The organism is Bacillus sp. AMCV2 (assembly GCF_056033925.1).
Genome location: NZ_JBVYIB010000002.1, coordinates 3272576 through 3285614, shown reverse-complemented (window position 1 = coordinate 3285614; position 13039 = coordinate 3272576). Strand labels below are relative to the sequence as shown.

The following is a 13039-nucleotide window of genomic DNA, read 5'->3' as shown; positions in this document are numbered from 1 at the left end:
TAGGTAGACTGGAAATGTATTGACAAAAGTTAACATAAGCCGTAATGTAAAAGTATAGAAAAAAGTTTTTCAGGAATGGAAGGTGAGGAAAGTGCCAGTAGAAAAGATACAGATTAGACGTGATTATGTCTTGCAGTATATGGTTAATAACGATTATTCCCTTAATCAGCTTGCGCTGGAAATCGGAGTCTCACCCGCCACACTGAGCCGCGTGCTGAATGGAGAAAGACGGCCGGGGCAGCTTGTGATTGGTAAAATGCTTCACTATTTTAATTTGAAATTTGAGGATCTTTTTTACTATGATTTTGTTGACAAAAGTCAATGAGATAGAGAAAACGCAAGGAGATCCAAGCGTTTTCTATCTTGAATGATGTGTCAGCACAAACCCTGTCACCAGCTCATTGCACGTTTTCCATTGTTTTGTCGGCAATTGATGTCCCTGATATTCCAATCTGAAAAATTCGGCATGTCTGCACGCTCTTCGGTAATAGCCTGCGTTTGTAAAGGTCCAGTCCCGCAGGCCGCCATACATAAACAGCATTGGCATGTTTAGGCGGGGCAGCTGTTCAATGCAGTTGTAGCCAAGTGAATCCAGATAATACTGATGCCAATGTGCCTGATCTGCTTTTTTCATATGGTCTGTTAATATGCTGCGAAGCTGTCTGTCTTTTGTGTGGCTGCCAGCGAGGATTTTCATGAGCAAACCGGGGTTTTTTTCAAGCAGATACATTCCCAGTTTGTGCAGCTTCTGGCCGATTACGTTATGAACAGCGGGGTAGGCGCCGGACAGAATAAGGTGTGACACTTTGTCCGGGCGGGTGAAGCCGATATGCTGCGCGATTAAGCCTCCGGCAGAATACCCAAATAACACAGCTTTATCAATGTGCAAAGCGTCCATGAATTGCACGATCTCGTTTGCGTAATAGGAAATAGACGCTGGCTGATCGATGTGATCACTATCACCGTGGCCGCTTAAATCGGGAAAAACCACCCTGAAATGCTTGGATAGAAGGCGCTGATAATAAAAAACCTTGCGTCCCATGCCCGGCGGGTGGATAAAAATGATAGGGATTCCCTGTCCATATTCTTCATAAAAAAGATGTTTCCTGCTGTCTATGCTGATAAGCGGCATCGCTTTTCTCCTTTGACCTTTTCATATGAATAGGGTAACCAAGATAAAACGTCTTATCCGGCCTTTTGGCGTCTGATACAGCGTGACATGCCAACCCTTTTCATGTAAAATAGAAGTAATGTAGCCAGTGAGTCTGGAGGTGTATGGGATGCACGCAGTTTTGATTACCTTATTGGTTATCGTCAGCATTGCACTTATTATTGTCGTTTTGCTTCAATCCAGTAAAAGCGCCGGATTATCTGGTGCGATTTCAGGCGGAGCGGAGCAGCTCTTCGGGAAACAAAAAGCAAGAGGTCTTGATTTAATTTTGCACCGCATTACGGTAGTGCTGGCAGTCTTGTTTTTCGTGTTAACGATTGCGCTTGCTTATATCCTATAGGGCAATGTTTGTATAAGGTCTGATGTGAAGTCAGGCCTTTTTCACGTTTCTTGATGATATTCAAAACGTTTTTTTCTGATTAAACTGTGGAAAACTAAAATGATCGTGCAGATAGAAAGGGAGACATGAGCATGAAAGTTGTGACACCAAAACCATTTACATTTAAAGGCGGAGACAAAGCGGTGCTTTTGCTGCATGGCTTTACAGGAAATACAGCGGATGTAAGGATGCTGGGACGATATTTGAATGAACGCGGCTATACGTGCCACGCGCCTCAATATGAAGGACATGGCGTCCCGCCTGAAGAACTTGTACATACGGGGCCCGAAGACTGGTGGAAAAACGTAATGGATGGCTATGAATACTTAAAATCTGAAGGCTATGAGAGCATTGCTGCCTGCGGACTGTCGCTTGGCGGGGTTTTTTCGCTGAAATTGGGTTACACTGTACCCATAAAGGGAATTGTCCCAATGTGCGCACCGATGCATATTAAGAGTGAAGAGGTCATGTATCAAGGCGTTCTTTCATACGCTCGCAATTACAAAAAGTTTGAGGGGAAAAGCCCTGAGCAAATTGAAGAGGAAATGAAAGAATTCGAAAAAATGCCGATGAATACCCTCAAGGCGCTGCAAGACTTAATTGCTGATGTGCGGAATAATGTCGATATGATTTATTCACCGACATTTGTGGTGCAGGCCCGTCATGACCACATGATTAATACCGAAAGCGCCAATATTATTTACAACGAAGTGGAAACTGATGATAAACAGCTGAAATGGTACGAGGAATCAGGGCATGTCATTACACTCGACAAAGAACGTGACCTCGTCCATCAGGATGTGTATGAATTTTTAGAGAAGCTCGATTGGTAATCTACAGGAGGTCGGATAATGGAAAAAGAAGCATTTATGGAAAAGCTTCTCTCGTTTATGAAGGAAGAGGCGTACAAACCTCTGACCGTTCAGGAACTTGAGGAGATGTTAAATATTACGGAAGCCGAGGAGTTTAAAGAGCTCGTCAAAGCGTTAGTCGCCTTGGAAGAAAAAGGGCTTATCGTACGGACGAGAAGCGACCGCTACGGCATTCCGGAGAAGATGAATCTAATAAAAGGAAAGATTTCAGCCCATGCGAAAGGATTCGCCTTTTTGCTGCCTGAGGATACGTCGTTAAGTGATGTGTTTATTCCGCCTAATGAGCTGAATACGGCAATGAACGGCGATATCGTCATGGTTCGTCTGAATTCACAGTCAAGCGGCTCCAGGCAGGAAGGAACCGTCATAAGGATTTTAGAAAGAGCGATTCAGCGGGTTGTCGGCACGTATACAGAAACGAGAAACTTCGGCTTTGTCATTCCGGATGACAAAAAAATCACGAGTGACATCTTCATTCCGAAAAATGGGAAAAACGGAGCTGCGGAAGGGCATAAGGTTGTTGTCAAGCTGACGAGCTATCCTGAAGGCCGCATGAACGCAGAGGGTGAGGTTGAAACCATTCTCGGCCACAAAAACGACCCGGGCATTGATATTTTATCGGTCATTCATAAGCACGGCCTGCCGGGAGAATTTCCAGCTGACGCGATGGAACAGGCATCAAGTACGCCTGACACTATCGATGAAAAAGATCTGAAAGACCGCCGTGATCTCCGTGACCAGGTGATTGTCACCATTGATGGTGCGGATGCGAAGGATTTGGATGATGCAGTTACCGTGACGAAGCTTGATGATGGAAGCTACAAGCTTGGCGTTCACATAGCTGATGTCAGCCATTACGTAACCGAAAACTCGCCGATTGACAAAGAAGCGCTTGAAAGAGGGACAAGTGTGTATCTGGTTGACCGTGTCATCCCGATGATTCCGCACAGATTGTCAAACGGCATCTGCTCCTTAAATCCAAAGGTTGACCGCCTGACGCTTTCTTGTGAAATGACAATTAACAGTCAGGGACAGGTGACAGAGCACGAGATCTTCCAAAGTGTCATCAAAACAACGGAAAGAATGACATATTCAGATGTGAATAAAATTCTTGTTGACGATGATGAAGAGCTGAAGCAAAAATACGAGCCTCTTGTTCCGATGTTCAAAGACATGGAGCGCCTGGCTCAAATTCTTCGCGATAAGCGGATGGACCGCGGCGCCGTTGACTTTGATTTCAAAGAAGCAAAGGTGCTTGTTGATGACGAAGGAGCGGTTAAAGACGTTGTGATCAGAGAACGCTCTGTCGCCGAGAAGCTGATTGAAGAATTTATGCTTGTGGCAAACGAAACAGTGGCGGAGCATTTCCATTGGATGAATGTCCCGTTTATATACCGGATTCACGAAGAGCCGAATGCTGAAAAGCTGCAAAAGTTTTTAGAGTTTGTGACGACATTTGGCTATGTGGTGAAAGGAACGGCGGGAAATATTCATCCGCGCGCGCTGCAAAGCATTCTGGACGCTGTGCGTGACAGACCAGAGGAAACGGTTATATCTACTGTTATGCTCCGTTCGATGAAACAGGCGAAATACGACCCGCAAAGCTTGGGGCACTTCGGTCTGTCAACGGAATTCTATACGCATTTCACATCGCCGATCCGCCGTTACCCGGACTTAATCGTTCACCGTCTGATCAGAACGTATTTGATCAACGGCAAAGTCGATGAAGCGACACAGGAAAAGTGGGCTGAACGCCTGCCGGATATCGCCGAACATACATCATCTATGGAGCGCCGTGCAGTTGACGCCGAGCGTGAGACGGATGATCTGAAAAAAGCGGAATACATGCTTGATAAAATCGGTGAAGAGTTTGACGGCATGATCAGCTCTGTGACAAACTTCGGAATGTTCGTCGAGCTGCCGAATACAATTGAAGGACTCGTCCATGTCAGCTTTATGACAGATGACTACTACCGCTTTGACGAACAGCATTTCGCAATGATTGGCGAGCGGACAGGCAACGTCTTCCGCATCGGGGATGAAATCACAGTCAAGGTTGTCGATGTCAATAAAGATGAGCGCAATATCGACTTTGAAATTGTCGGCATGAAGGGCACTCCGCGGCGTCCGAGAGAATTGGACAGCAGCCGGAGCAGAAAACGCGGAAAGCCTGCCAGAAAACGTGTTCAAAGCACCAATACACCTGTTTCTCCAGCTCCGTCTGAGGAAAAAGGGGAGTGGTTCACTAAGCCGAAGAAGAAAAAGAAAAAACGCGGCTTCCAGAATGCTCCGAAACAGAAACGGAAAAAGAAGAAATAGCAGCTCAACCAGCAAATAGGGCCGCAGCGCTCTATTTGCTTTCTTTCGGAAACAGCTTTTCATTGTAGCAGTACGTGACATTTGGTAAAATAGAGCGTATCGCAAAAGGTGGACAGTTTTTCCTTAGAGAGAGGAGGTTCTGGCATGCCAAAAGGGTCAGGAAAAGTATTATCTCAAAATAAGAAAGCCAATCACGATTATTTTATAGAAGAAACCTATGAAACAGGCATCGTTCTGCAAGGAACCGAAATCAAATCGATTCGCGCCGGCCGCGTAAACCTTAAGGATTCCTTCGCCAAAATCGAACGGGGAGAAGTGTTTCTCCACAATATGCACGTCAGCCCATATGAGCAGGGAAACCGCTATAACCACGATCCGCTTCGGACAAGAAAGCTGTTAATGCACCGCAAGGAGATTAATAAGCTGATCGGGTTAACAAAGGAAAAAGGCTATTCTCTCGTTCCGCTGAAGCTGTATTTAAAAAACGGCTTTGCCAAAGTGCTTCTCGGCCTTGGAAAAGGGAAGAAAAACTATGACAAACGGGAAGACCTGAAGCGCAAGGACGCGAAGCGGGAAATCGAAAGAGCGTTCAGAGACAGTCAAAAAGGCTTCTAAAGGCATAGTGCTTGATTCGAAAATCAGGCCTGTGCTATACTGTGTTCACGATCAGATCACGACGTCGTTCATTTGAAGGATTTGACAATTGAAAAGAGCCGTGATCATGTTATAATAAGACTATAGCCAGTTTGAGTGAGAGCTTGATATTTTCTCCCGTATTTCCCTTATACCAAGGGGACGTTACGGATTCGACAGGGATGGATCGAGCTTGAGCTGCGAGCCGAGAGGCGATCTCGTAAACACGCACTTAAATATAACTGGCAAAACTAACAGTTTTAACCAAAACGTAGCATTAGCTGCCTAATAAGCGCAGCGAGCTCTTCCTGACATTGCCTATGTGTCTGTGAAGAGCACATCCAAGTAGGCTACGCTTGCGTTCCCGTCTGAGAACGTAAGAAGAGATGAACAGACTAGCTCTCGGAAGGCCCGCCCGCAGGCAAGAAGATGAGTGAAACCATAAATATGCAGGCTACGCTCGTAGACGCTTAAGTAATCGATGTTTCTGGACGTGGGTTCGACTCCCACCGTCTCCATACATACTGACAATAAAGCAGAACCTCTCAAGAGGTTCTGCTTTATTTTTTCTCCAAACCACAGGCACCAAAAAGTGCGTACTTCCATTTCAATCCCAGCTGTTTCATACTGATTGCAGAGCAGATGTTTCACCAATCAGATTTCTGTCAATAAATAAGAGGAATCAAAAACGGAGGGATGAATAATGAAGCTGAATTTACAAGGAAAAACCGCACTGGTGACCGGTTCGACATCAGGGATCGGAAAAGCTATTGCCTCTTCGTTAGCTGAAGAAGGTGCGGCAGTGATCATTAATGGACGGCGGGAAGAGAAAGTGAATCAGACGATAGATGAACTGAAAACACAGCATGCTGAAGCGGTTCTTTATCCAGCTGCATTTGATTTGGGAACAGAAGAAGGCTGTAATGAGCTGTTTCAGGCATTTCCGCACGTTGATATTTTGGTCAACAATTTAGGGATTTTTGAACCGGCGGAGTACTTTGATATTCCCGATGATGAATGGTTTCGTTTTTTTGAAGTGAATATTATGAGCGGTGTAAGGCTGACACGCAGGTATTTGCATAACATGATAGAGAAAAAAGAAGGGCGTGTGATTTTCATTGCCAGTGAAGCGGCGATTATGCCGTCACAGGAAATGGCGCATTACAGTGCGACAAAAACGATGCAGTTGTCCATTTCCCGCAGTTTGGCGGAGCTGGCAACCGGCACGAATGTCACAGTCAACACCGTCATGCCGGGCTCTACCTTAACAGAGGGTGTGGAAACCATGCTGAACTCGCTGTATCCTGGTGAAGGCCTGACTGTTCAAGAAGCTGAGGCACGTTTTATGAAAGAAAACCGGCCGACATCTATTATTCAAAGACTGATCCGTCCGGAAGAAATCGCCCACTTCGTTACATTTTTAAGCAGCCCGCTTTCCTCTGCGATCAATGGCGCGGCACTTCGGGCGGACGGCGGTTTGGTCCGCAGTGTCTTTTAAACCTCTCCCAATAGGAGAGGTTTTTTATATATTGTTGATTTCCATAAATTTCTTCCGTATAATATTGGTACTGAAATAGTTTTATTGGTACCGAAAGCGGGGGATTAATGTGGAAAAAAGAATTATGGCGGAAACCATCCGGCTGATCAAGCAGAAAGGATTTTCATTAACGATGAATGATTTGGCGGCAGCGCTGGGAACGAGCAAGCGGACGCTCTATGCATATTATTCATCTAAAGATCAGCTTGTTGAGGCGGTTGTCGAACAATTTATAGCTGAAATGAAGCAAATAGAAAGAGACATCTATGAAAATGAAAGTTTAAATGTGCTCCAAAAGGTGAAAAAAATGCTGATCAGCCTTCCGCAGGGGATGGAACTGCTGAACATGGGATTATTAAATGAACTAAAGAAATACCATTACGATGCGTGGCTTACATTAGACGCGTTTATTAAGGAAGAATGGGCGATTGTCCTGGCATTATTAAACGAGTGCAAACAGCAAAAGAGAATCAGAAACATCAATCCGGACCTGTTTGTTCACATGTATATAGGGAGCATCAACCAAGTGTATGACCCTGAATATCCGCTGAAACATCAGTTCACGACAGGAGAGGTTCTTGAATCAATTGTAGATGTTTTGTTTAACGGTATAACAGCTGATGAGGAGGCTGATGCGACGTGAATTGGGTGTTTCTATGCTTGGCGATTTTGTTTGAAGTTGCGGGAACGGTCAGCATGAAGCTATCGTCCGGTTTTACAAAGCTTATTCCCAGTTTGCTGTTGATTTTCTTTTATGGAGGGAGTCTTTTCTTTCTGACGCTTACGCTTAAATCCATTGATGTATCAGTTGCTTATGCTGTATGGTCAGGGATGGGAATTGTCCTGATTACAGTCGTTGGTTTTTTGTTTTTTCAAGAACATGTTAGTGTCATGAAAGTCATTTCAATTGGATTGATTATTGCCGGTGTTGTGTCTTTAAACCTGATCGATCATGCTGCGGTGTCTGAGCCGGTACATAAAAGCGGGCAGTACAAATGAGATATATGAAGCTGTTTTTTCTCGTGACTGATATCGGTTTTATCTTGTACTGGCTGTCAGCCGGATTTTCGCTCATACCGGAAAGCTGGGCTTTTAAACATCATGACCATCCGTTTATGATCGCTTGGAACTGGTCTTTTTTTCCGCTGGATATCCTGATTTCTGTCACAGGGTTATACAGCTTGTACCTACAGCGGGTGAATCGTGCTGACTGGAAGCTGATGGCGCTGATTTCTCTTGTGCTGACCTGTTGTTCAGGTCTGCAGGCGCTATCATTCTGGACATTCAGCAGTGACTTTGATCTTGTGTGGTGGCTGTTTAATGGGTATCTATTGATTTATCCTTTATTTTTTATTCACCTGCTCTTGAAGGAAGGCAGAAGGACAAAACAGTCCTGACAGGTGCCGCTTTTATGATAATAAACTGATGTAATGAAGCAGAGACGGTATAAGTCTCTGTTTTTTTATCGGGCGCACCAATTGAGAAGCTAACCGCGTTTTTGGGCATACTAAAGCGAAGAAACGGGAAAAGTTCTACACATTCATTGAAAAGGATTTTGTCAAATGAACAAAACTGCTGCGAACAATCAAAGAATCATGCCTATCGTGAAGGATGCCTTTCGCATTCATGCAAATCCATTTCCTTGGAAAAAGGCTATCGGATCAGGTTTCGCTTCAGGGTTTCCTGTGCTGGTCGGTGCATTGGCAGGTCACACGGATTACGGATTAATTGCAAGTATCGGAGGCTTTGTTTATTTATATGCGGGCGGTGAATCGTACAAAAAGCGCGCCATGAAGCTGCTCTTGGTTTCCTTTGGGATCGCCCTCTCATTTGGTTTAGGGACGCTTTTGTCCGGGACGCTTTGGATGATGTCGGCTGTTTTGGGGCTGATCGGTGCAGCGGCGATGTTTATTTTTAGCGCGCTCGGCATTCAAGGCCCTGCGCCAATGTTTTTTGTCCTTGCCTTTTTAGTCAGTTCCGGGCTGCCGGCCGATCCTTCACAAGCGCTGTTCAGAGCGGGACTGACGTTTCTCGGAGGCATTTTCGCCATGGGCATCGCGCTAATCGGCTGGTTATGGAACAAGCATGGGCCGGAGGGAGCGGTGCTGCAAAAAACATATCATCAGCTGGCTGCATGTCTTTCAGCCGTCGGAACGCCAGGTTTTCATAATGCACAGCATCAGACGGTGCTCATGCTTAGAACAGCCCGCCAAACGGTTCTTGGGAAAGGGGATAAATGGAAAAAATCGCAGCATGATGAACGATTTTTCCGCCTCCTTGAAAAAGCTGACGATATATTCATTGCCATTATTCATTTTTCAGCTGAAACGCCGGACAGAGAGACCGCGCAGATTGAAAAGGCACTTCGCCAAACCGGAGATATGCTTGCGAATGCACGGGTTTTCAATACGTTTCAGATTAATGAAAATGAATCTGAGTCTAGGCGGAAGCTGTTTGAAGAAATCAATGAGGTTTTGCATATCGCTTCAGGACGTTTTGATAAGCAGCTTGACGGAGAACCGAGCCGCCTGCCATCCTCTTTTTACTTTTTGAGAAATGCCTTTGACTGGAAGTCTCCGGTTTTGATTAGAGCGTTAAAGTACGGAATTGTTCTGTTTGCCGCCGATATGTTTGCCCTCGCATTCGGCTTTGCACGCTCCTATTGGATTCCGCTTTCGGCAGCAGCAGTCATGCTTGGCACTACTGTTGTTTTTACGCTTCACAGGGCTATTCAGCGTTCGGCCGGAACGGTGATCGGGGTAATGCTGGCTGGCGCAATCCTGTTTTTTAAGCCGGGCGGTGTTTATATTGCGTTATGTATTGCAGCGCTGCAATGTCTTCTTGAGATGCTGATCGTCCGCAATTATGCGCTGGCTGTTCCCTTTTTAACCGCAAATGCGCTTGTTATCACAGAAAGTATGCATGGCGGCGCGGGAGCCGGTTATTTTATGATAGCGAGGCTGACGGACGTAGCTGTCGGCAGCGTGATCGGGCTATTGGGAACAATGCTTTTGTGGCGGCGGTTTTCAACAAAGCGGCTGCCTGAACTGATGAGGAACGTCATCCGGTTGGAAGGGCAGTTTATGGAGAAACTGTTAACCGGGCAGAAAGCCGACGAACACAAGTTAAGGGTGAGCCTTGTCAGGCTTCGGGATGCGTATGACAAGGCGCTTGGAGAGTTTCCTCATGCGAATGCTGATGCGCTCTGGCCTGCCATTTCCGGTGCTCAGCACTTAGGGTACTATTTGCTCTCGGCCCAAGCTCACCGCCGTCCGCCTGCTCCGTTTTCTGATGAAGAGATCAACCAGCTGCGGGCGTTTTTTGAACAGGCTCAGCAATCCTTTATCATGAAAAGGATACCTGCGGATATTCAAGTGCCGCATGTTCCTCATTATCCTCGAATCAGTAAAGAATTGTCCGCGCTGTATTCAGGCTTGAGAACAGCTTTTGAAAAGTAAGCTGTTTGGAAAGTTAAATAATCTTTAATTCGAGATGTTTTACTTGAAAGTAAATTTCTTTGTCTCTATAATAAAGTCTAAGAGAGACAGAATAATCATTATGCATCTGTATGATAATAATTGGTGTGTGATTTTTAAAAACGAAAGGGCTGGTAAAAATGGCAAAAGTATTATATATCACTGCTCATCCGCATGACGAAGCAACTTCGTACAGTATGGCAACAGGTAAAGCATTTATCGAATCTTACAAAGAAGCAAATCCAAATGATGAAGTTGTACATATCGATTTGTACAAAGAAAACATCCCGCACATTGACGCAGATGTATTCAGCGGATGGGGAAAGCTTCAGTCAGGTACAGGCTTTGAAGAGCTTTCTGAAAGCGAAAAAGCGAAAGTAGGCCGTTTGGGAGAGCTTAGCGATCAATTTGCATCAGCTGATAAGTACGTATTTGTTACTCCTTTATGGAACTTCTCATTCCCGCCAGTGATGAAAGCGTATCTCGATTCTGTTGCTGTTGCAGGAAAATCATTCAAATACACAGAACAAGGTCCTGTCGGCTTGTTAACTGATAAAAAAGCAATTCATATCCAAGCGCGCGGCGGCTACTATTCAGAAGGCCCTGCGGCTGAGATGGAAATGGGGCACCGCTACATCGGCATCATGATGAACTTCTTCGGCGTACCATCATTCGATGGCATTTTCGTAGAGGGACATAATGCGGAGCCCGATAAAGCACAGCAAATCAAAGAAGACGCGATTGCGCGTGCGAAAGAAGCAGGAAAAACATTCTAATGAAAAAGCCTCCCCTTATTTGGGGAGGCTTTTGTTTTATTGCTCCAGCATAATGGTTCGTTTCTCTTTACTGCTTTTCATTGCGGCTTCAATGATGCGGATGACATCAATACCTTCCTCAGCAGTGACTGGCAGCGCAGCACCTTCCCGTATGCTTTCCGCTATTTTACGGTAATAGGTAAGGTAGGAGCCATTTACTGATGGAATCGTTTCTGTTTTTTTGTCGGAGCCATGAATGGTTGTAAGCTGTCCGTAAAACTTCGGATCATCCGCACCCCAGCTGTCATCCTCTGGTTTTCTTCCCGCTCTGAGTGCGTCTTCCTGTCCATCAATTCCGTATTTGATAAAGCTGGAATCTTTTCCATGGATTTGATAACGAGGTCCGTTTGCCGGAACGATTGATCCTCCGTATAGAATGGCTTGAAGCTTGCCATAATCCAGGGTTAAATGAAAATAGTCAACCGTTTCGGCATTTTCCCGCTGAGCCATCACGTTTGCAGTCACGGCTTTAGGCATCCCAAATAAATGCAGGGTTTGGTCTATGATGTGGAAGCCGAGATCATATAGCGTACCAGTGGCAGTGCCTTCTTTTTCCCGCCACCGCGCTTGAATTTCAGGTCTGTAGCGGTCATAGGATACTTGATATGTATTGATATCTTCAAGGGATCCCTCAGAGATCAGCTTTTTAATCGTTAAAAAATCGTTATCCCAGCGTCGGTTATGATATACGCTTAATAATACGCCTTTTTCATCGGCAGCCCTTTTTAATGTTTCCCCCTCTTCGGCCGTTGCTGTCATTGGTTTTTCCATCACAACATGTTTTCCGGCCTGTATGCATGCCATAGCATGCTCGTAATGAAGGCCGCTCGGGGTGGTGACAATGACAAGCTCAATGGCAGGGTCATTTGTGATTTCCTCAAGCTCATGCACAACCTCAGCATCTGGAAAATCCCGATTCACTTCTTCTGTCCGTGATGTCATGATTTTGCTGATGTGATACTCATCCAGAACAGCCAGCAGCGGCCCGTGAAAAACAGAACCGGACAATCCGTATCCTAATATCCCAACCTTTATTGTATCCACTTTTCTTCTCCCCTTTAAAAGCGTTTTCATCAGAAGTATATACCCTCCTGATCAAATGGTAAAACCAAACTGATTCATTTTTTGCGGCGGCATGCTTAGACAACCGTTTGGACAATCAGTATAATGGGAATTAATATCATTAAACAGAGGTGTACGCATGGAAAAGCATAACGAACATAAAACATTAAACCATAAAAGCTCGAAAGAAAAAGAACAGATTACAAACCGGCTAAAGCGGATTGAGGGTCAAGTCAGAGGCATTCAAAACATGGTGGAAAACGACAGATATTGTGTAGATATTCTTGTGCAGATTTCAGCTGTTCAGGCGGCAATGAAAAATGTGGCGCTTCATTTGCTTGAGGATCATGCCCATCATTGTGTAGCAGATGCCATCAAAAGCGGAGACGGGGAACAGGCCATTTCTGAGCTTTTGGACGTATTTAAAAAGTTCACAAAATCATAAAGCGTTTTTTTATTGTAATACCCTACGGGGGTATGGTAGGATGAAGATAGAAAGAATAAACAGGAGGAATTGATATGGAACAAAAAACATTGCAAGTTGAAGGAATGTCTTGTCAGCACTGCGTCAAAGCAGTAGAAACAAGCGTAGGAGAACTGGACGGCGTCAGTGCCGTTCATGTCAATCTGGAAGCGGGTAAAGTCGATGTTTCGTTTGATGCTGACAAAGTATCAGTCAAAGATATTGCGGATGCGATAGAAGATCAGGGCTATGATGTAGCCAAGTGATTCAAGGTATCGCGCCTTTAGGGAGGCGTGATATTTCTTTCATTTT

15 protein-coding genes and 1 other RNA gene are annotated in these 13039 nt (G+C 45.1%); 14 read left to right on the top strand and 2 right to left on the bottom strand.

The features are described 5' to 3' along the window. Window positions 1-91: 91 nt before the first annotated feature. Window positions 92-325, top strand: a complete 234-nt coding sequence (locus AC0OMA_RS17075; RefSeq protein WP_009968172.1) for a helix-turn-helix domain-containing protein — start codon at window positions 92-94, stop codon at window positions 323-325. Between the two features lie 33 nt (window positions 326-358). Here AC0OMA_RS17075 and AC0OMA_RS17070 read toward each other — a convergent pair whose 3' ends face one another. After that, entirely contained in the window at window positions 359-1132 is a 774-nt protein-coding gene (locus AC0OMA_RS17070) for an alpha/beta fold hydrolase (protein WP_181220132.1), read from the bottom strand. Window positions 1133-1280: 148 nt separating this feature from the next. Between AC0OMA_RS17070 and secG the strand changes: the two genes are divergently transcribed. The 11 genes from secG (at window position 1281) to azoRB (ending at window position 11163) form a co-directional block, all read left to right on the top strand. After that, the gene (gene secG, locus AC0OMA_RS17065; RefSeq protein ID WP_003220028.1) at window positions 1281-1511 is read left to right on the top strand and encodes a preprotein translocase subunit SecG; all 231 of its coding nucleotides are present in this window, start codon (window positions 1281-1283) and stop codon (window positions 1509-1511) included. A gap of 131 nt (window positions 1512-1642) precedes the next feature. After that, window positions 1643-2383, top strand: a complete 741-nt coding sequence (locus AC0OMA_RS17060; RefSeq protein ID WP_181220131.1) for an alpha/beta hydrolase — start codon at window positions 1643-1645, stop codon at window positions 2381-2383. 18 nt (window positions 2384-2401) lie between these two features. Next, a complete protein-coding gene (gene rnr, locus AC0OMA_RS17055) occupies window positions 2402-4741 on the top strand; it encodes a ribonuclease R (RefSeq protein ID WP_003228386.1) in 2340 nt (779 codons plus the stop codon). A gap of 144 nt (window positions 4742-4885) precedes the next feature. Then, the gene (smpB, locus tag AC0OMA_RS17050; RefSeq protein WP_003220025.1) at window positions 4886-5356 is read left to right on the top strand and encodes an SsrA-binding protein; all 471 of its coding nucleotides are present in this window, start codon (window positions 4886-4888) and stop codon (window positions 5354-5356) included. A gap of 176 nt (window positions 5357-5532) precedes the next feature. Next, window positions 5533-5895, top strand: a transfer-messenger RNA (tmRNA) gene (gene ssrA / locus AC0OMA_RS17045). A gap of 182 nt (window positions 5896-6077) precedes the next feature. Further along, window positions 6078-6872, top strand: a complete 795-nt coding sequence (locus AC0OMA_RS17040) for an SDR family NAD(P)-dependent oxidoreductase (RefSeq protein WP_063334660.1) — start codon at window positions 6078-6080, stop codon at window positions 6870-6872. Window positions 6873-6981: 109 nt separating this feature from the next. After that, window positions 6982-7554, top strand: coding sequence for a TetR/AcrR family transcriptional regulator (locus tag AC0OMA_RS17035; RefSeq protein WP_015384644.1), 573 nt, complete (start codon window positions 6982-6984; stop codon window positions 7552-7554). After that, window positions 7551-7910, top strand: a complete 360-nt coding sequence (locus AC0OMA_RS17030; protein ID WP_047183183.1) for a DMT family transporter — start codon at window positions 7551-7553, stop codon at window positions 7908-7910. Before AC0OMA_RS17035 ends, AC0OMA_RS17030 begins: the two co-directional genes overlap by 4 nt. Beyond that, window positions 7907-8308, top strand: a complete 402-nt coding sequence (locus AC0OMA_RS17025) for a YvaD family protein (RefSeq protein ID WP_003242541.1) — start codon at window positions 7907-7909, stop codon at window positions 8306-8308. Before AC0OMA_RS17030 ends, AC0OMA_RS17025 begins: the two co-directional genes overlap by 4 nt. Window positions 8309-8473: 165 nt before the next feature. Beyond that, entirely contained in the window at window positions 8474-10369 is a 1896-nt protein-coding gene (locus AC0OMA_RS17020) for an FUSC family protein (protein ID WP_181220130.1), read from the top strand. 158 nt (window positions 10370-10527) lie between these two features. Further along, window positions 10528-11163: an FMN-dependent NADH-azoreductase AzoRB gene (gene azoRB, locus AC0OMA_RS17015; protein WP_003243587.1), complete on the top strand. Its 636-nt coding sequence runs from the start codon at window positions 10528-10530 to the stop codon at window positions 11161-11163. Between the two features lie 36 nt (window positions 11164-11199). Here azoRB and iolW read toward each other — a convergent pair whose 3' ends face one another. Then, the gene (iolW, locus tag AC0OMA_RS17010; protein ID WP_474222280.1) at window positions 11200-12276 is read right to left on the bottom strand and encodes a scyllo-inositol 2-dehydrogenase; all 1077 of its coding nucleotides are present in this window, start codon (window positions 12274-12276) and stop codon (window positions 11200-11202) included. A gap of 127 nt (window positions 12277-12403) precedes the next feature. Between iolW and csoR the strand changes: the two genes are divergently transcribed. Together csoR and copZ are read left to right on the top strand one after the other, a co-directional pair. Further along, complete coding sequence (gene csoR, locus AC0OMA_RS17005) at window positions 12404-12709, top strand: copper-sensing transcriptional repressor CsoR (protein ID WP_015384640.1); 306 nt, start codon at window positions 12404-12406, stop codon at window positions 12707-12709. Between the two features lie 74 nt (window positions 12710-12783). Then, window positions 12784-12993: a copper chaperone CopZ gene (gene copZ, locus AC0OMA_RS17000; RefSeq protein WP_003244260.1), complete on the top strand. Its 210-nt coding sequence runs from the start codon at window positions 12784-12786 to the stop codon at window positions 12991-12993. Window positions 12994-13039 lie beyond the last annotated feature (46 nt).

Excerpts from the sequence above, each read along its gene's own strand:
- AC0OMA_RS17070 (WP_181220132.1), bottom strand. The coding sequence starts at position 1,132 with ATGCCGCTTATCAGCATAGACAGCAGGAAACATCTTTTTTATGAAGAA.
- secG (WP_003220028.1), top strand. The coding sequence starts at position 1,281 with ATGCACGCAGTTTTGATTACCTTATTGGTTATCGTCAGCATTGCACTT.
- AC0OMA_RS17060 (WP_181220131.1), top strand. The coding sequence starts at position 1,643 with ATGAAAGTTGTGACACCAAAACCATTTACATTTAAAGGCGGAGACAAA.
- rnr (WP_003228386.1), top strand. The coding sequence starts at position 2,402 with ATGGAAAAAGAAGCATTTATGGAAAAGCTTCTCTCGTTTATGAAGGAA.
- smpB (WP_003220025.1), top strand. The coding sequence starts at position 4,886 with ATGCCAAAAGGGTCAGGAAAAGTATTATCTCAAAATAAGAAAGCCAAT.
- AC0OMA_RS17040 (WP_063334660.1), top strand. The coding sequence starts at position 6,078 with ATGAAGCTGAATTTACAAGGAAAAACCGCACTGGTGACCGGTTCGACA.
- AC0OMA_RS17025 (WP_003242541.1), top strand. The coding sequence starts at position 7,907 with ATGAGATATATGAAGCTGTTTTTTCTCGTGACTGATATCGGTTTTATC.
- AC0OMA_RS17020 (WP_181220130.1), top strand. The coding sequence starts at position 8,474 with ATGAACAAAACTGCTGCGAACAATCAAAGAATCATGCCTATCGTGAAG.
- azoRB (WP_003243587.1), top strand. The coding sequence starts at position 10,528 with ATGGCAAAAGTATTATATATCACTGCTCATCCGCATGACGAAGCAACT.
- iolW (WP_474222280.1), bottom strand. The coding sequence starts at position 12,276 with ATGAAAACGCTTTTAAAGGGGAGAAGAAAAGTGGATACAATAAAGGTT.
- csoR (WP_015384640.1), top strand. The coding sequence starts at position 12,404 with ATGGAAAAGCATAACGAACATAAAACATTAAACCATAAAAGCTCGAAA.
- copZ (WP_003244260.1), top strand. The coding sequence starts at position 12,784 with ATGGAACAAAAAACATTGCAAGTTGAAGGAATGTCTTGTCAGCACTGC.